Origin of the sequence: Kribbella sp. NPDC058245 (genome assembly GCF_042882005.1) — a bacterium.
GTDB lineage: Bacteria > Actinomycetota > Actinomycetes > Propionibacteriales > Kribbellaceae > Kribbella.
This window is the reverse complement of sequence record NZ_JBHVWY010000005.1, coordinates 501,188-518,265: the sequence shown is the minus strand read 5'-3', so window position 1 is coordinate 518,265 and position 17,078 is coordinate 501,188. Positions and strand designations below refer to the sequence as shown.

The window sequence follows — 17,078 nt, the reverse complement described above, 5'->3', positions numbered from 1 at the left end:
CGTGCCGGGTGCCGCGCAGTAGGCGTGGAGCTTCCAGACCCCCTCACACGTTGCCGAAACCGCCGCCGACGACCTGGGAGACCACCTTCGCCAGCTCAGCGGGGGTGCGGTCGGTGCCGTCGACAACAAGCATGCGGGCGGACGACTCGGTCATGCTCGCGAGCAACTCGGCCAGTACGGCGAGGTTGGCATCCGGGTCGGTGACACCCGGCAGGGATTTCAGCAGGGTCAGGCGGAGACCCTCGACCAGGAAGGCACGGGCGGCCCGGACCCGGTCGGCGACCACGGGAGCGGCGCCGTACTGGGCTCCGAAGACGATCCGCCAGGACTGCGGGTTCTCGGCGGCGGTGGTGAGGAAGGCGGTCAGGCCGTCAAGGACATGCTCCTCAGGCGTGCCGACGGTCGGGTCGGCCGGGAGCGCCGCGACGATCGAGATGACCAGGTGCTGCTCCTCGCGGGCCAGCAGCGCGAGCAGCAACTCGTCGCGGTTGGCGAAGGAGTCGTAGACGACCGGTTTGGTGACGCCGGCCGCGTCCGCCACCGACTGCATCGTCGTCCCGGCGAACCCGTTGGCGGAGAAGACCTCGAGGGCCGCGTCCAGCAACATCGGCCGTCGCCGCTCCGGCCCGAGATGCGCCGCCCGCCGGCGTTTGTCGGAGGGCTCGACCACTTGACAAAGCTATCAGATCACGCGAGATTCCTACGGTCCGGTAGGAACTGCCACGCGGGGGTGGTGATCGGGTGACCGATCGAGGTGGTGCCGGTTGGCTGGAAGCCGACGGGCTCGCGGGTATGGACGCGAGCGAGCTGGCCCGGCTGGTCGACCGGACATCGGAGCGGGAGCTTCGGCATCGACTCATCGGGGGAGTACGAGAGGTCGCGTTGCGCGAGATCTTTCGGCGGATGCCGGAGTACCTCCGGCCTGCCCGCGCGGCCGGGTTCGACGCCGTCGTCGCCTGGCACATCACGGGGGCGGGCGGGGTCGAGGACGTCGACGCCTTCTGGATCCGCGTCAGTGACGGCCGCTGCGAAGTCATCGACAACGCCGCCGAGCCCGACATCTCCATCCGCACCGACCCCGCCACGCTCCTCCGCGTGGTCACCGGCAACGAGGACCCCGTCAACGCCGTACTGAAACAGCGCCTCTCAGTCCGCGGCGACCTCGCTCTGGCCGCCCGCCTCACCAAAATCTTCGCCGTAGGCCCCCTCTAACGTCCGAAAAACCGCACGCCCGCCCTCCGGACCTTCGGACGTTGTGTGCGGCTGGCCGCTAACGTCCGAAAAACCGCACGCCCGCCCTCCGGACCTTCGGACGTTGTGTGCGGCTGGCCGCTAACGTCCGAAAGATCGGAGGGCCCGTCTCCGGATGTTCGGACGTTAGCGAGTGGGAGGGGCTCGTTGCGGCCGATGTCACAGGCAGGGGGGCGTACTGGCGCGTAGGCTGCCGCTCATGGGAGAGACGGTGAACATCCACACCACCGCCGGCAAGATCGCGGACCTCGAGCAGCGGCTCGACGACGCGGTGCATGCGGGGTCGGAGCGCGCGGTGGAGAAGCAGCACGCGCGCGGCAAGAAGACGGCCCGGGAGCGGATCGCGCTGCTGCTCGACGAGGGCTCCTTCGCCGAGCTCGACGAGTTCGCGCGGCACCGCTCGACCAGCTTCGGGCTGGAGGCCAACCGCCCGTACGGCGATGGCGTGGTGACCGGATACGGGACCATCGACGGCCGTCAGGTCTGCGTGTTCGCCCAGGACTTCACCGTCTTCGGCGGCAGCCTCGGTGAGGTCTTCGGCGAGAAGATCGTCAAGGTGATGGATCTGGCGATGAAGATCGGCTGCCCGCTGATCGGCATCAATGACTCCGGCGGCGCCCGGATCCAGGAGGGCGTCGTCAGCCTCGGCCTGTACGGCGAGATCTTCCGCCGCAACGTCCGCGCCTCCGGCGTGATCCCGCAGATCTCCCTGATCATGGGCCCGTGCGCGGGCGGCGCGGTGTACTCCCCCGCCGTCACCGACTTCACGGTCATGGTCGACGAGTCGTCGTACATGTTCATCACCGGCCCGGACGTGATCAAGACCGTCACCGGCGAGGACGTCACCCAGGAGGAGCTCGGCGGCGCCCGGACGCACAACACCAAGTCCGGCAACGCGCACTACCTCGGCAGTGACGAGGAGGACGCGATCGAGTGGGTCAAGAGCCTCGTCGCGCACCTCCCGCAGAACAACCTCGAGGACCCGCCGACGTACGACGCCCCGGCCGATCTGGAGCCGGACGAGACCGATCTCGCGCTGAACACGCTGATCCCGGACTCGCCGAACCAGCCCTACGACATGCACACCGTGATCGAGACGGTCGTCGACGACGGCGACTTCCTCGAGGTGCAGACGCTCTTCGCGCCGAACATCATCGTCGGCTTCGGCCGCGTCGAGGGCCGCCCGGTCGGCGTCGTCGCGAACCAGCCGATGCAGTTCGCCGGCACCCTCGACATCGACGCCTCCGAGAAGGCCGCCCGCTTCGTCCGTACCTGCGACGCGTTCAACCTGCCGATCCTGACCTTCGTCGACGTACCCGGCTTCCTGCCCGGCACCGACCAGGAGTGGAACGGCATCATCCGCCGCGGCGCCAAACTGCTCTACGCGTACGCCGAGGCGACCGTCCCGATGATCACCGTCATCACCCGCAAGGCCTACGGCGGCGCGTACGACGTGATGGGTTCCAAGCACCTCGGCGCCGACCTCAACCTCGCCTGGCCGACCGCCCAGATCGCCGTCATGGGTGCACAGGGCGCCGTCGGCCTCCTCTACCGTCGCGAACTCGCCGGCGCCGAGGACCCCGAGGCCCGCCGTCAGGAGCTCATCACCGAGTACGAGGACCAGCTCGCGAACCCGTACGTCGCCGCCGAGCGCGGGTACGTGGACGCGGTCGTCAAGCCCAGCGAGACCCGCGCCGAGATCGTCCGCGGCCTCCGGCTGCTCCGCACCAAGCGCGACACCCTCCCGCCCAAGAAGCACGGCAACATCCCGCTCTGATCGGAGACCCTCGATGAACCTGCAGATCCTCAAGGGCGACCCGACCCCCGAAGAACTCGCCGCCCTCGTCACTGTCCTGGCCGCCCGCCCCACCACCTCCGAGCCGCCCGCCGAGACGGGCCGCGCCAGCAACTGGGCGACGTACTGGCGGAACGCGCGCCAGCCCTTCCACCCCGGCCCCGGCCAGTGGCGCGCCTCCGCGCACCCGTGATTCTGCGGTAGCCGTCGGCGTCATCGCCCAGAGGTTGACGGCAGGTGCGAGGCGGAGGACTTTGGGGACTGGCCTGAGGTTCATCGAGGGGGATTGTCATGGGGCGGATGCGTGCGCTGGTTTCGCTGCCAGTGGTGACGTTGGTGGCGCTGGTGCCGATCGGGGCCTCAGCCTGGGCAGGCGGTCCGCCTTCCAGCGGTCAGATCGTGTTCAGTCGCTACGATCCCGCGAGCGGTGAACCGCACATCGTGATCGCCGACCCGAGCGGCAGGCACGAGCGTGGCCTTGCACTACCGCTGCCCTCCGACAATCCGATCTGGTCGCCCGACGGGTCCCGGATCCTGGTCTTCGCCTTCCCGCCCGACGGGCCGCCACGGCCCGCGACGGTCCGCCCCGACGGCTCCGGGTTCAGACTTCTCAAGGTTCCAGCACTGCCGCAGGACGCCGACGTCCGCTGCACCGCCTGGTCACGACGGGGCAAGCTCCTGTGCCAGGTCGGCCGTGCAGCCGGCGGCGACCCGGCCCTGAACGGCATCTACACGATCCGTGCGTCGGACGGCGGCGAGGTCCGGCGGCTGACCACCAACCCCTACCCGCCCAGCGGCGACTTCGGAGGCGGGGACATCCCCGGCGACTTCTCCCCGGACGGCAGCCGGTTCGTCTTCATGCGAGCGAAACCAGGCCCGGAACCGACACCGGACATTGGCCAGAGCGGCGCCTTGTTCGTCGCCAACAGCGATGGCACTGGCCTGCGCCAGATCACCGACTACGGTCTGCCCAACTCACACGACAACGGCCTGGCGCACTGGTCGCCGAACGGACAAACCCTCGTGTTCGCCGGTGAACAGGGCGAACTGCTCCTCGCCAAGCCGGACGGGACCCACCTCACCCGGATCCATCTCCAAGTCGAAGGAGACGCCTTCGCCTTCACCCCCGGCTGGTCGCCCAGCGGTGGTCGCGTCGTCTTCAGCCTCTTCCTCCGGCAGTCCGGGCAGGAAGACATCTACACCGCCGACCTTCACGGCGGCCACCTGGCGCAGGTGACGAAGACGCCCGAACCCGAGGACTTCGCCAACTGGACGGGCCACCGCTAGGTACGCCAGAGCACGGCGTCCAGAAACTCTTCGGCGGCAGTCGCCACCTGACCGAGTACGGCGGTCGAGGCGGCCAGCGGGCCCGGCACATACATGCCGTGGTCAGCGTCGTCGACCTCCAACACGTACGGCGTGAGCTCTCGCGCAAGAGCCGAGTTCCACAGCGAGTCGGCCGTGCCGCCCACCAGCAGGAACGGCGCGGTCGACCGACGCAGGGCGCTGACTACCCAGTCGCTGGTCAGCACTGGCGTCAGCCAGATCGCAGGGAGCCCTAGTTCGGCGGTGAGGGTGGCTGCATGGGTTCCGAGGGACTTACCAATCAGCAGCGTGTTCGACGGCTCGGCCGAGCGAACCGAAGGCACCGCGCGCTCGACCTGATCCAGCACCCACGGCCCGAACTCCTCGGGCCGGAGGGTGAGCAGATGATCGCGATCGTTCCACGACACGGGCGTCACGGTGGCGTCGCGTCGCTCGGCGGCGTCGGCACAAAACATCAGCAGGGGTGCGAAGGGCCCGAACTGGCCGCCGGGCACGATGATCGCCTCACGTGAACTCATCCGCCCACACTGGCACAATCGCTCGTATGGCCAAATACGAGGTCAATGACAGTGCGGTCGAGTTTGCGCGGAAGCTGATCGACTCGCGGCAGTATGTGCTGGACAGCGACTGGGGCTCGGTGCAGCCGCATGCGGATGCCCAGAACGCCTTTCTGGACAAGCATTCCTGGGCCGACTACTCCGCTTGGCACCTCGGTCTCACCGATGGAGCGAACGACGAGACCAAGGCGCGCTACGCCTTCGTGTACGGCGATCTGCGCCGCATCCACCGCTCCGGCCTGATCGCGTGCGTCTACCGAGCCTCGGAATGGCGCCACAAGCAGGTGGAGTTGGCCGCGCACGACCTGCTCCAACTGCTGGACGCCAAAGCCGGGATCAAGTGAGCCGGAAGCGCACCAACGGATAGATCGGCGCCGCGCCGGCCGTCCGCACAGGGCCGGGGAAGGTGGTTGCTCCGTCCAGGACCAGACCGTGTACGGCGGCCTCGGCGACCAGGCGGGTGAGTGAGTCCTGGGCGCGCGACGAATTCGGTTCGCGGCCCTCGGCGTACCGGGTGGCGTCGTTCTTCTCGGTGGTGGTGAGGAAGACGCCGCCGGGGCGGAGGACGCGGGCGACCTCGGCGAAGATCGGGGCGCTGTCGTAGAGCAGGTGCAGCAGCCAGATCGCGATGACAGCATCGGTACGGCGGTCTGCTACGGGGAGCCGGGTTGCGTCGGCGGCCGCGATGTGACCGGGCAGCCGGACCTTCGCGTGCTGCAGCATCGCCGTGGAGAGGTCGAACCCGTGGACGAGGTTGCCTAGAGCAACCAACTCGGCGCCGACGCTGCCGGTACCGACGGCCAGCTCGAGCACGCGACTCGATCCCTCCGGCAGCAGCTCTTGAACCGCCTGCGCCGCGGCTTGGGCTCTTTGCGTCCCGCCGCGGGTGTCATCGTACCGAGCCGCCTCAGACTCGTTGTATTCAAGGCGATTCTTGGGCGGTGCCCAGAGCGCCGGCCACGCGATGCCCACCTTGGCGAGCATGGTGCGCAGCAAGGGCAATGAGAGGCCGACCACGTTGTGATAGTCGCCCTCGATGCCCGTCACGAAGGGCCCGCCGAAGCCGTCGACGGTGAACGAGCCGGCGACCACGAGCGGTTCGCCGGTGGCGACGTACGCGTCGATCTCCTCGTCGGTCAGGTCGGCGAAGAAGACCTTCGTCGAGGCCAGCTCACGCTGCTCCGTCTTCGACTCGGTGTCGAACAGGCAGTGCCCCGTGTGCAGTACGCCGGTCTGCCCGCGCATGGACCGCAGTCGCTCGCGCGCGACCTCCGGCGTACCGGGTTTGCCGTAGGCGACGCCGTCGATCTCCAGCACCGAGTCGCAACCGAGCACGGTCGCGTGGTCGTCGAGCTCAGCCACGACGGCCCGCGCCTTCAAGACCGCGAGCAGCCGGGCGAGCTCGCCCGGGCTCTCGGCGGTCACGTTGTCCTCGTCGACGCCGGAGACGATCACCTCCGGCTCGACGCCGGCGCTCCGCAACGTCTGCAGCCGCGCCGGCGACTGCGATGCGAGTACGAACCTCACAGCTTGGCCAGCGCCCGGCGCAGCGGGTCGAGACCGATCGACCCGAGGTTGAGCGCGTCGGAGTGGAACTGACGCAGGTCGAACGCGGATCCCTTGCGCTGCTTGGCCTCCTCGCGCGCCTGCAGCCAGAACCGCTCGCCCACCTTGTACGACGGCGCCTGGCCCGGCCACCCGAGGTACCGGTTCAGCTCGGCCTTCAGGAACTCGCTCTCCAGACCGCTGTGCGCGGTCAGGAACTCGAGCCCCATCTCGGCGTTCCAGCGCTCGCCCGGCCGCCAGCCGAACGGGTTGTCGCGCGGGACCTCCAGCTCGAGGTGCATGCCGATGTCGACGATCACGCGCGCGGCCCGGAAGCCCTGCGCGTCCAGCATGCCGAAACGGGCACCCGGGTCGTCCAGGTAACCGAGCTCCTCCATCAGGCGCTCGGCGTACAGGGCCCAGCCTTCGCCGTGACCCGAGACCCAGCAGGCGATCCGCTGCCAGCGGTTCAGCAGGTCGGTGCGCAGGATCGTCTGCGCGACCTGAAGGTGATGCCCGGGAACGCCCTCGTGGTAGACGGTGGTGACCTCACGCCAGGTGGCGAAGTCCTCGACGCCCTCCGGCACGGCCCACCACATCCGGCCCGGGCGGGTGGTCAGGTCCTCACTCGGCTGGGTGTAGTAGATCGCCCCGTCCGAGGTCGGCGCGATCATGCACTCCAGGGTCCGGATCGACTCCGGGATGTCGAAGTGCTTGCCGGCCAGCTCCGTCACCGCGGTGTCGGACATCTGCTGCATCCAGTCGCGGAAGGCTTCCTTGCCGTGGATCTTGCGGGCCGGGTCGGCGTCGAGCAGTGCGGCCGTCGCCTGGATGTTGCGGTCGCCACCGTTCAGCTCGGCGGCGATCTTCGCCATCTCGCCCTCGATGCGGGCCAGCTCGGCCCAGCCCCAGGCATAGGTCTCGTCGAGGTCGACGGTGGCGCCGAGGAAGTTCCGCGAGGCGAGCTGGTAGACCTCACGGCCGCACGCGTCCCGCTCCGATGCCTTGGGCGCCACCTCGGTGCTCAGCCAGGAGCCGAACTCCGCGTACGCCTTCCGGGCCGCCTCCGCGGCCGCGATCACGCTGTTCTTGACCGGGCTCTCCGGGGCCTGGTTCGCGAGCCCGCCGAAGAAGTCGTCGCCGGACGGGTCGGTCCAGGTCTTGATCTTGCCGGCGATGTCGAGCACCTGGCGGCGCGCCGAGACCCGGCCCTGACCAGCCTGGTCGAGCAGGGTCTCGCGGTACCCGTCGAGCGCCGTACCGACGAGGTTGAGCCGGATCGCGATCCGCTCCCAGTCGTCGTTGCTCGCGGTCGGCATCAGGTCGAAGACCTGCCGGATGTTCGCCGGGACCGACGAGATCGCGTTCAGCTGGTGCTGCGGGACACCCGCCTCGTACGTCTCCTGCTCGAGGCCGAGCCGCTCGACGAACGCGTCCTTGGCGACCTCCTCGCGCGGGCTGGCCGGCTCGATCGCGGTGGCCTGGGCCAGCGTCCGCCGGGTCAGCGCGAGGACGGCGTCGAAACCGGCCGGGGTGTAGTCCGGCAATTCGTGGTCGTGGCCCTCGATACCGAAGTACGTCGCCTCGATCGGATTCAGGGCGATGAGTTCCTCGAGGTAGCTCTCGGAGAGCTTGTCGATCGGGCTGTCCGTCGCATCAGTCACACGCCCGACCTTACCTCGGGGCGCGGCCCCGATCCTGCCGATTTTCGCCCAGTCGATTCACTCGGTCGTGAAGTTCGGGCGGGGCCACCTGGCGCCAGGAATCCAGCAGGATGTCGCGCAGCTCGGCGTCGTCCTCGAGCACGGCGAGGCGGGCCCGAACCCAGTTCGAACCCGCCTCGTGCCGTGGTACCCAGAACTTGTCCGGCTCGGCCAGGATCAGCTCGTCCCGCTCCAGCCGCGGACACCGCACCGCGAACGACGTCTGGTCGTCCGGCACCGTCACGAACATCCGCCCGGCCACGTCGAACGTCGGATGCCCCCACCGCTGCTTCTCCCGGGTCTCCGGGAGAGACAGCGCGATCCGTCGTACGTCGTCAGCGTCCAGCACGCCGCCCACCTTAGAGTCAGGCGCCGACAGCTTTGCGGCGACCGGGGAGCAGCAGGCTGACGACCGCGCCGACCGCGACCACGGCCGCTCCCGTCCAGACCGCGGGAACCAGGCCGTCGACGTACCGGTCGGGCGTGTTGTAGTCGCCGGCCGAAGCGAAGACAGAGACCAGTACGGCGATGCCCATCGCCACGCCGATTTCGCGGATCGTGCTGTTCGCGCCGGAGGCAACCCCGCGGTCCGCATCGGTCATCTCGGCCATCATCACGCTCGCCAGCGGGGCGAAGGTGAGCCCCATCCCGACTCCACCCAGGACGAACGGGATGACGAGCTCGCCGAACGTGACGCCGGCCGTGGTGACGAGCGCCATCCAGCTCAGCCCGACCACCAGCAGCACTTGACCGGTTGCGACCAGCACCCGCGCGCCGACCCGGTCGACGATCAGTCCGGCGATCGGTGCGACCACCATCGGCGCCATCGTCCACGGCATCGTGCGGAGGCCGGACTCGAGCGGGCTGTAGCCCTGCACGACCTGGAAGAACTGCGCCAGCAGGAAGACCGATCCGAACACACCGAGCGAGAAGGTGAACCAGACCACGTTCACCACGCTGAACGCGCGGATCTTGTAAAGCCGCAGCGGCAGCATCGGCGTGGGCGTGCGCCGTTCCCAGCCGACGAACGCGGCCAGCAGGACCACACCGGCGATCAGGGACCCGAGCACCCCGGCCGACGTCCAGCCGTCGTCGGCGCCGTTCACCACACCCCAGACGATCGCCAGTACGCCGACGCTCGACAGCGCCAGCCCGAGCAGGTCGAGCCGCTGCTTGATCCCGTGCGACTCCTTCAGAACCCGGGCAGCCAGTACGACGGCGACGACGCCGATCGGCACGTTCAGCCAGAAGATCCACTGCCAGTTGAGGCCGTCGACGACAGCTCCACCGACGACCGGACCGACCGCCACACCGAGCCCGGAGATTCCGCCCCAGATACCGATGGCCGCGCTGCGCTGCCGCTCGGGCACCGCACCGGCCAGCAGGGTCAGTGCCAACGGCATGACCGCGGCCCCACCCACACCCTGGATCGCGCGGGCGGTGATCAGCATCCACGGCTCGGTCACCAGCGCACAGGCTGCCGATGCCAGTGTGAACAGCGCGATCCCGGCCAGGAACAACCGGCGACGGCCGAGGCGGTCGCCGAGCGCGGACGCGGTCAGCAAGAGCGCGGCGAAGGACAGTGTGTAGGCATTGATGAACCACTGCAGGTCGGTCAGGGATGCGTTCAGCTCGGTCTTGATCACCGGCAGCGCGTTCGTCACGACCAGGTTGTCCAGCGTGACCATGAAGGTCGGGATTCCGACTGCGGCCAGGACCGCGCCCAGCCCACGGCTCCGGGCCGGCGCTCCAGCGGCCGGTACCTGCTCATCGAGAGCGGTCGACGTCATCGTTCACTCCTAGTTGTAATTCACTGATAACAAGCTCGGTCACCAAAGTATGCATCGACTGATAACTTGTCAACCCATCCCAGCGTCCGAAGATCCGCAGTGCGTGGTCGGCGTGTTTTCGGACGTTGCGAGAGGGGTCAGTTCCGCCTGGCGGGAATTTGCCTTAGGGGTGTTGGTAAGCGCTTGCCAAGGCGTGGGGAGCCCCGCATGATGGCCTCCTGTTCCGCCATCAGGCAGTCCTTCCGCCCAAGAGACAGGTACTCGATGACGAACCTCTTCAGCCGCCGCAGCGTGCTCGGAGCCAGTGGAGCCGCCCTCGGCGCGGCCGCCCTCGGCTCCCTCGGCTTGAGCCAGGCCGCCGCGACACCCACCGGCCGGCTCTGGCAGTCCGAGCGGGTCCGGTACGACGCGAAGTACCGGCTGGTCTACACGGCCGACGCCGAGGGGAACCGGATCCCCGACTTCAGCCACGCGGGCTACAAGAACGGCGACAGCCCGATCCCGCACGTGCGCACCGTGCAGAGGGTCGCCCCGATCGAGGGCGACAACACCGCGCACCTGCAGGCCGCGATCGACGAGGTCGGCCTGCGCACCCCGGACCGGAACGGCGTCCGCGGCGCGCTACTGCTTGCTCCCGGCAACTATCCGGTCGCCGGCACGCTGCGGGTGAACAAGTCCGGCGTCGTACTGCGCGGATCCGGCGACGGGGCCGACCCGACCCGGAACACCGTGATCCTGGCGACCGGCAACACCCCGGTCGCGCGCGATGTCGTCGTACTGGGTGGGTCTGTCAGTACCGGCTGGCGCGGCGAGGTCGCCAGCACGCGGACCGACATCACCAGCGACTGGGTCCAGGTCGGGTCGCGGTCGTTCGAGGTCGCCGACGCGAGTGCGCTGAAGCGTGGCGACAACATCATCCTGATCCACCCGTGCACCGAAGCCTGGCTGACCTCGGTCGACCACGGCGGTACGGCGACCGACGAGGGCTGGACCGTCGACAGTCAGCCGATCACGTACAACCGCTTCATCCGGTCGATCCGCGGCAACACCGTGTCCGTCGACGTACCGATCTTCGAGCACCTGCGGCGCGCGCGATCGCAGTCCTATCTGTACGTCTGGGACCGCGCCGGCCTGGTGACCGGCGTCGGTGTCGAGAGTCTGCGGATCGACATCCAGTTCGCGGGTGACCCCGATGTCGACGAGGCGCACGCCTGGGTCGGCGTGAAGGTTCGCCAGGTCGAGGACGCGTGGGTGCGGGACAGCACCTTCCTGCACTTCGCGAAGGCCGGCATCGAGACTACCGAGGCCACCCGGGTCACCGTCCGGAACTGCCGCGCGCTGGATCCGGCCTCGGTCATCACCGGCGGGCTGCGCTACAACTTCAACTGCGAGTCGTTCTCACAGCAAGTGCTGTTCGTGGACTGCTATGCCAGCAAGGCGCGGCACGCCTTCATCTCGAACGGCGCCAGCAGCGCCTCGGGCATCGTCTTCCTCCGCGGTACGTCGGAAGGCGCGCTCGCCTCGAGTGAGGGTCACCGCCGGTGGAGTCAGGGCCTCCTGTGGGACAACTACCGCGACATCGACCCGATGGTCGATCTCACGCTGGGCATCTACAACCGTGGTGACTACGGCACCGGCCACGGCTGGGCGACTTCACACTCGGTCGGCTGGAACTGCGACACCGGGACGGCCAAACTCGTCGTACAGAAGCCGCCGACCGCCCAGAACTACGCGATCGGCTGCCACGGCGTGATCACTGGGGACGGGCCGTTCACCCAGCCCGCGGGCTACATCGAGGGGCCGAACCGGTCGGGTCTCGTGCCCTCATCGCTCTACCAGGCGCAGTACCTGGATCGGCACCACTGAGGGTTTGTATGCATCGACTGATAACATAGTCGTTGGGGTGACCGAGCCAGTTGACGGAGGACCGGATGACGAAGGTACGGCTGACCGCCGCCGAACGCGGCGAGGAGGTGCTGCAGGCCGCTGTCCAGGCCTTCGGCGCCTCCGGCTACGAAGGCACCAAGACCGACGAGATCGCCCGCCTCGCCGGCGTCTCCCAGCCCTACGTCATCCGGTTGTTCGGCACCAAGCAAGAGCTCTTCCTGGCTTCGGTCCGGTACGTCTGCGCCCGGGTCGAGCAGGTCTTCCGCGAGGCGGCCGCCGAGGCCCCCGACCTGGCCCACCTCGCTCGCGGCTACGAGCAGATGTCCGAGGAGCGTGAACTCCTGCTCGTCCTCCTCCAAGGCTTCTCCGCCAGCGCCAACCCCGCCATCGGCGAGTGCACCCGCGAAGGCTTCGGCAGCATCTATCGGCTGATCCGCGAACTCACTGGCGCGACCGCCGTCGAGGCCCGCGAGTTCCTCAGCACCGGCATGCTCCTCACCGTCCTGACCGCCATGCAGGTCATGGGCCCTGATGCCCGTCCTGCCGCCTGGGCCGACGAACTCAAAGCCACCTTCACCGTCAACACCGACTAACAGGCACTCCGCGATTCATTCGCGGCCGAGCCGTTGGCCGGCGGCGAACCAGACGGTGATCGTGGCCAGCACGAGGGCGCCAACCGTCACAAGCAGGGAGCCCGGTACGTCGGCGCCTTGCACCAAGGCCGCGGCCAGCGCGATGACCGGTGCGAGGAGCACCGCGATCCCGCCCGGCAGAACCCAGCGGCGCAGGGCTCGTCGCTCGATTCGCACGTACGACGGGAGTTGCGCGGCGAAGGCAGTGGCCAGGTGCACGACCACCAGCGCGATCGCGGTCACCACCAGGCCCCAGCTGATCTCGGCCGGTGCCCGAATCACCCAGCCGACGGTCACCGTCAGCAGAAACATCACGCCCGCCAGCGAGTCGGGTACCACGACAGTTGCTATGAGCAACGGAATGGCCAGGATCAGCACGAGGTCGAGCTGATCCCAGGGGGCCACGGTCGGTACGACGATCGCTACCGCGCCGGCCAGCGCGATGACGGCCCGAGCGACCAGCACCCCGCGGCCGGTGTCTCGCAACTGGGCCAGCCACAAGGTCAATCGTTCCGCGGCGGTCATGAGCGCATCCTGGGGGCTGAGGCCAGGCGGGCTGCGTCGCGGAGGACTTCGTCGAGAGTGCCGGAGCCTCGCCAGGGGACGGTGGGAACGCCGAGGTCGCCGAGACGGTCCAGTTCGCGACGGCGTTCGAGGAGGCGGAGACGCCAAGCCAGGGGCCACGCCCGGTGGTCGTGTTCGTCGAGGTCGATCAGGGAATCGATGTCGGGTGGCAGCGTGTCGACGGCAATAACTGTGCAGCCGGAGTGCACGAGGGTGACCACATAGCCGAGAACTACCTGGCGGAGTAGCGGGCTCAGCACCAGGACGAGGCTGTCGGACTTGATCCGGTTCCGCTGGGCCAGCTGGTCCTGGTCGGGCTGACGTCCTCGGCGGTCAGCGTGCACGAGCGCGTCGAGGATGCGTCGCAGATGCCCGCGCCCGCTGCCGGAGCGAACCCCGCGCACCAGGTTGCCGGTGTCGACCAGCCGAACCCGGTCGCCGTGCCGCAGGTAGTGCTCGGCGATCGACGCGGCGGCGCGAACTCCGGTGTCGAGACTGCTCGACCGGCCGTCGATCCCTTCACTGATCCCGATCTCGCCGCCGGTATCGAGCAGGATCACCACCTCGGTATCGCGATCCGACCAGGTCGAGGTGACATGCAGCTCGCGGGTCCGCGCGGAGACCGACCAGTTGATCCGCCGCAGGCGGTCACCGGTCCGGAACGGCCGCACTCCCGCCAGCTCGGTCCCCTCACCCGGACGCCGTGAACGATGCAACCCGACCAGCCCAGCCGGCCGCGGCATCGCGTCCACCGCCTCGAAACCTTCTCGCAACGGCAACGTCGTCACCGCCAACGCTTTCGCAGATGTCACCTGTATGCGATACGACCCCAGCACGGACGTAGCCACCACGGTCGGCCGCTCCAACGCCCGCAACCCCCAGCGCTTGGACCGAACCCCGACCTCCAGCTCCACCGCGTCCGGTACGTCGTCTCCCTCGCTCGCCTGTGGTCGCACCGGCTCCGCAACGGCAGCCTGGCGCGGTGCGTAGTCGAACCACTTCGACCGCGGCAGCGCCGCGACGATCAGGTCGATCTCCGGATCCACCGTCGACGGCACGTGCATCCGGTACGTCGTCGCCTGGCCCTCGAATAGCACATCCGCATCGAGCTCGGTATGCACCTCGGGCTCCGCGCGTGGCCGGAAGAACCGGCCCCACACCGCCACGAAGGCCAACGGCAGCCCAAGCACGGCAGCGTCCGGCCGGCGCGCCAGCACGGCGATGACGAGCATCGCCGCCGCGACCACGAGCACCCGGACATGCGCATGCGTCGGCTGCCACCTCATAATCTGGCCCCGCATGGCCTGGCTCCCGCGGACATGGCGCGTCTCAACGACCAGTGCCGGCAACGGTGGGCGGTGTCGGCACGGCACCGAGCACGGATCTGACCACCGTCGCTCCGGTCACGTCATGCAGCCACAACTCCGGCCGAACCGTGATCCGGTGCGCCAGCGCAGGCACCGCGACCGCCTTCACATCCTCCGGTACGACGTAGTCGCGTCCTTTGATCACCGCGTACGCCCGAGCGGTCAGCAGCAGCGCCAGCGAACCACGCGGCGACGCACCGACCAGCACCTGCGAATCCCGCCGAGTCGCCGAGGCGAGATCAACGCAGTACTGCCCGACCGTGTCGTCGACCGTCACGGTCTCGACCGCTTGCTGAGCCGCGAGCAGACCGGCCGCATCGGTGACCGCCTCGACCTTCTGGTCCTCGCTCCGGCGGCTCATCCGGCGGCGCAGCACCTCCCACTCCTCGGCCGCGGTCGGGTAGCCGAACCCGATCCGCAGCATGAAGCGGTCGAGCTGTGCCTCGGGCAACGGATAGGTGCCCTCGTACTCCACCGGGTTCGCGGTGGCGAGCACGTGGAACGGGACCGGCAGCGGGAAGGTCTGACCCTCGACCGTCACCTGGTGCTCCTGCATCGACTCCAGCAGCGCGGCCTGCGTCTTCGGCGGCGTCCGGTTGATCTCGTCGGCCAGCAGCAGCCCGGTGAAGATCGGCCCCGGCCGGAAGACGAACTCCGAGTTCTTCTGGTCGTAGACGAACGCACCGGTCACGTCGGACGGCAGCAGGTCCGGCGTGAACTGCACCCGCCGGAACTCCAGTCCGAGCGCCTGGGCGAACGACCGCGCCGCGAGCGTCTTCGCCAGTCCCGGGTAGTCCTCGAGCAGCACGTGCCCGCCGGCCAGGATTCCCGCGAGGACCAGCTCGAGCGCCTCGCCCTTACCGACGACGGCCTGGCCGACCCGCTCCAGCACCCGCCGGCTCAGGTCGGAGACCTCCGCCAGCCCGAGGCCCGCACTCGGGGTCAGGACGTCGGCGGTTCGGGTATCGGAGTCGGTCACGGTTCCTCACAAGTTCTCGATGGTCTGGATCGCGGCCTCGATCTCGCCGAGGGACGCGACGCGCTGGTCGTCGGAGGTGACCAGGTTCCACAGCTGGTCGCCGGCCAGGGCCCGGGCGCGCTCCGGGTCGAGGTCGGGGTCGATCCCGTGCCGGTGCACGAGCCGGTCGTTGGTCAGCTCCAGCAGCAACGGCCGGATCCGCCGGTCGAACGTGTGTGAGCCTTCACCGGCCCGCCGCTCGCGACTCGACTCCTGCAGCCAGGTCGCGATGAACTGGGTGCGGTTGTCGTTGCTCTGGGCCCGTGATGTCGCGAGCTCCGCGTCCTGCCGGGCCGGCCAGTTCGTCTCGAGCAACTGCGGAACGAGCTGACGCAGCGCCACCGACCCGAAGCCGATGGCCAGCGCCGTCGCCACGAACCACAGCGGCCGCGGCGCCATCCCGGCCGCACCGAACGCCCCGACCAGCAGCAAACTCAGCACGACCGTGGCACCGACGTGCTGCAGCAGCACCTTGCTCGGCAGCAACGACCGAACCTTCGGCTTCTCAGCAGGCGGCCGGTCGTCCTCCAACGGCGTCCACCGGTACGACGTCATGCGCCCACCCCCTCATCCGGCGGAGGGGTGGTCGGAGCCGAGGCTGCAACCCCGACCCGCTCACCGACCTGAGCCGCGGCCAGGTCATCCCGCAACCGGAGCAAGGCCGACCGCGCCTCGGACCGGGAGTCCTCACTGGATCCGTGCGTCGAGTACCGCGCCTCGCGGTAGAGCTCACCCAGCCGGATCAGATGTGGCTCGGAGATCCCGCCGAGGCCGAGCACTCGCACGGTGAACTCAGCCGGTGTCTCGGACGCCTCTCGCGCGACGCCCGCTGACGCGGCCGCCTGCTCCAACGCCACCCAGCACGCGATCACCGCGTCGGTCGCGCGACCGGAGTCGATCGCGGCCAGCCCGGCGTCGACCGCCTCCGCGAGCTTCTCCGCCGCGATGCGCTCCCAGTCCGGGTCGTTCTCCGTCACGGTCGGCAACTGGACCCGCCGGATGATCCGGTAGATCAGCAACCCGAGGAACACCACCACCGCCGCCAGCGCGATCCAGAACAGGCTCTGGAAGAGTCCCGCGACCCAGGCCGGCGTCTGCCGGGTCTTCGCCGGCGGCTCCGAGCGTTGCGCGAACGTCGGCTGCGACGATGCCGTCGCGCTTTGGGTCCGCGGCGACATCGGCTTCGGCGACAACGTGCTGTCGCTGACCGGCCGCACCGACCCACCGGCCGAGGCCAGCACGACGAACCCGGCGCCGGCGATCCCGAGGATCAGCACGACGACCAGCGCCCAGCTCCCGCGGCGATGCGTCAACATGCGGGCAGGCTAGCCGATGAAAAGTGCTGACCACGGGTCGATTTCCCCTTTGTGCCAGAAGAATGCGCAAGAAATGCGCAAGAAGTGCCGAACCAGTTCCGTCAACCCCCTGACAGCAACCGGCCACCCGATCAACCCCATCTGATGGGTTCACCCCAAGGCCGGTTAGTTAGTGGGTCGGCGGCGGTGTCAAGCAGCCCGCCCCGCGTTAACGTCCGAAAGAACTGCGGGCGTGGCCTCCGGATGTTCGGACGTTGGGTGTGGTGAGCGCGGTCGGGTCGGGTTTGCGGAGTGGCCGGTTTCGGTGGTGGCTGTCGTGCTGTGGCT

General features: G+C 68.9%; 18 protein-coding genes. 7 read left to right on the top strand and 11 right to left on the bottom strand.

Translation table 11 applies throughout. The features are described 5' to 3' along the window. Positions 1-43: 43 nt before the first annotated feature. Entirely contained in the window at positions 44-670 is a 627-nt protein-coding gene (locus tag ACFVWG_RS14645; protein ID WP_391543746.1) for a TetR/AcrR family transcriptional regulator, read from the bottom strand. A gap of 71 nt (positions 671-741) precedes the next feature. On the opposite strand from ACFVWG_RS14645, the gene ACFVWG_RS14640 reads away from it, so the two are divergent. The 4 genes from ACFVWG_RS14640 to ACFVWG_RS14625 all read left to right on the top strand — a co-directional run bounded on the left by ACFVWG_RS14640 (position 742) and on the right by ACFVWG_RS14625 (position 4,333). Next, positions 742-1,212, top strand: coding sequence for an SCP2 sterol-binding domain-containing protein (locus tag ACFVWG_RS14640; RefSeq protein WP_391543745.1), 471 nt, complete (start codon positions 742-744; stop codon positions 1,210-1,212). A 238-nt stretch (positions 1,213-1,450) separates the two neighbouring features. Next, positions 1,451-3,028, top strand: a complete 1,578-nt coding sequence (locus ACFVWG_RS14635) for an acyl-CoA carboxylase subunit beta (RefSeq protein ID WP_391543744.1) — start codon at positions 1,451-1,453, stop codon at positions 3,026-3,028. Positions 3,029-3,041: 13 nt separating this feature from the next. Next, on the top strand, positions 3,042-3,239 hold the full coding sequence (locus ACFVWG_RS14630; protein WP_391543743.1) for an acyl-CoA carboxylase subunit epsilon: 198 nt from the start codon (positions 3,042-3,044) through the stop codon (positions 3,237-3,239). Between the two features lie 107 nt (positions 3,240-3,346). Continuing rightward, the gene (locus ACFVWG_RS14625) at positions 3,347-4,333 is read left to right on the top strand and encodes a TolB family protein (RefSeq protein ID WP_391543742.1); all 987 of its coding nucleotides are present in this window, start codon (positions 3,347-3,349) and stop codon (positions 4,331-4,333) included. Here ACFVWG_RS14625 and ACFVWG_RS14620 read toward each other — a convergent pair. Beyond that, positions 4,330-4,890: an alpha/beta hydrolase gene (locus tag ACFVWG_RS14620; protein WP_391543741.1), complete on the bottom strand. Its 561-nt coding sequence runs from the start codon at positions 4,888-4,890 to the stop codon at positions 4,330-4,332. The two genes, ACFVWG_RS14625 and ACFVWG_RS14620, sit on opposite strands and share 4 nt — an antisense overlap. Positions 4,891-4,916: 26 nt before the next feature. Here ACFVWG_RS14620 and ACFVWG_RS14615 point away from each other — a divergent pair, with 26 nt between their 5' ends. Continuing rightward, positions 4,917-5,273, top strand: coding sequence for a hypothetical protein (locus ACFVWG_RS14615; RefSeq protein ID WP_391543740.1), 357 nt, complete (start codon positions 4,917-4,919; stop codon positions 5,271-5,273). Here the strand turns inward: ACFVWG_RS14615 and ACFVWG_RS14610 are convergent. Genes ACFVWG_RS14610 through ACFVWG_RS14595 form a run of 4 tightly spaced genes read right to left on the bottom strand, consistent with a single transcriptional unit; the run spans position 5,266 to position 9,967 of the window. Then, positions 5,266-6,456 carry a Maf family nucleotide pyrophosphatase gene (locus ACFVWG_RS14610; RefSeq protein WP_391543739.1) on the bottom strand — a complete coding sequence of 397 codons (1,191 nt, stop codon included), beginning with the start codon at positions 6,454-6,456 and terminating at the stop codon, positions 5,266-5,268. The genes ACFVWG_RS14615 and ACFVWG_RS14610 overlap by 8 nt on opposite strands. Further along, positions 6,453-8,138 (bottom strand): DUF885 domain-containing protein, encoded by a 1,686-nt coding sequence (locus ACFVWG_RS14605; RefSeq protein WP_391543738.1) that lies wholly within the window; start codon positions 8,136-8,138, stop codon positions 6,453-6,455. Before ACFVWG_RS14605 ends, ACFVWG_RS14610 begins: the two co-directional genes overlap by 4 nt. 10 nt (positions 8,139-8,148) lie before the next feature. Then, on the bottom strand, positions 8,149-8,526 hold the full coding sequence (locus ACFVWG_RS14600; RefSeq protein WP_391543737.1) for an MmcQ/YjbR family DNA-binding protein: 378 nt from the start codon (positions 8,524-8,526) through the stop codon (positions 8,149-8,151). A gap of 16 nt (positions 8,527-8,542) precedes the next feature. Next, a complete protein-coding gene (locus ACFVWG_RS14595) occupies positions 8,543-9,967 on the bottom strand; it encodes a DHA2 family efflux MFS transporter permease subunit (RefSeq protein ID WP_391543736.1) in 1,425 nt (474 codons plus the stop codon). A 264-nt stretch (positions 9,968-10,231) separates the two neighbouring features. On the opposite strand from ACFVWG_RS14595, the gene ACFVWG_RS14590 reads away from it, so the two are divergent. Together ACFVWG_RS14590 and ACFVWG_RS14585 are read left to right on the top strand one after the other, a co-directional pair. Further along, positions 10,232-11,833 carry a hypothetical protein gene (locus ACFVWG_RS14590; protein WP_391543735.1) on the top strand — a complete coding sequence of 534 codons (1,602 nt, stop codon included), beginning with the start codon at positions 10,232-10,234 and terminating at the stop codon, positions 11,831-11,833. A 65-nt stretch (positions 11,834-11,898) separates the two neighbouring features. Continuing rightward, positions 11,899-12,447 carry a TetR/AcrR family transcriptional regulator gene (locus ACFVWG_RS14585; protein WP_391543734.1) on the top strand — a complete coding sequence of 183 codons (549 nt, stop codon included), beginning with the start codon at positions 11,899-11,901 and terminating at the stop codon, positions 12,445-12,447. Between the two features lie 15 nt (positions 12,448-12,462). On the opposite strand, the gene ACFVWG_RS14580 is transcribed toward ACFVWG_RS14585, so the two are convergent. From ACFVWG_RS14580 to ACFVWG_RS14560, 5 genes are read right to left on the bottom strand one after another with little or no spacing between them, the layout of a single operon-like run. After that, positions 12,463-13,011, bottom strand: coding sequence for a hypothetical protein (locus ACFVWG_RS14580; RefSeq protein ID WP_391543733.1), 549 nt, complete (start codon positions 13,009-13,011; stop codon positions 12,463-12,465). Further along, on the bottom strand, positions 13,008-14,351 hold the full coding sequence (locus tag ACFVWG_RS14575) for a DUF58 domain-containing protein (protein ID WP_391543732.1): 1,344 nt from the start codon (positions 14,349-14,351) through the stop codon (positions 13,008-13,010). Before ACFVWG_RS14575 ends, ACFVWG_RS14580 begins: the two co-directional genes overlap by 4 nt. Before the next feature lie 28 nt (positions 14,352-14,379). Continuing rightward, complete coding sequence (locus ACFVWG_RS14570) at positions 14,380-15,396, bottom strand: AAA family ATPase (RefSeq protein WP_391543731.1); 1,017 nt, start codon at positions 15,394-15,396, stop codon at positions 14,380-14,382. 6 nt (positions 15,397-15,402) lie between these two features. Beyond that, positions 15,403-15,990 carry a hypothetical protein gene (locus ACFVWG_RS14565; RefSeq protein ID WP_391543730.1) on the bottom strand — a complete coding sequence of 196 codons (588 nt, stop codon included), beginning with the start codon at positions 15,988-15,990 and terminating at the stop codon, positions 15,403-15,405. Continuing rightward, entirely contained in the window at positions 15,987-16,751 is a 765-nt protein-coding gene (locus ACFVWG_RS14560; RefSeq protein WP_391543729.1) for a DUF4129 domain-containing protein, read from the bottom strand. The genes ACFVWG_RS14565 and ACFVWG_RS14560 overlap by 4 nt, the downstream gene beginning before the upstream one ends. Between the last annotated feature and the right edge of the window lie 327 nt (positions 16,752-17,078).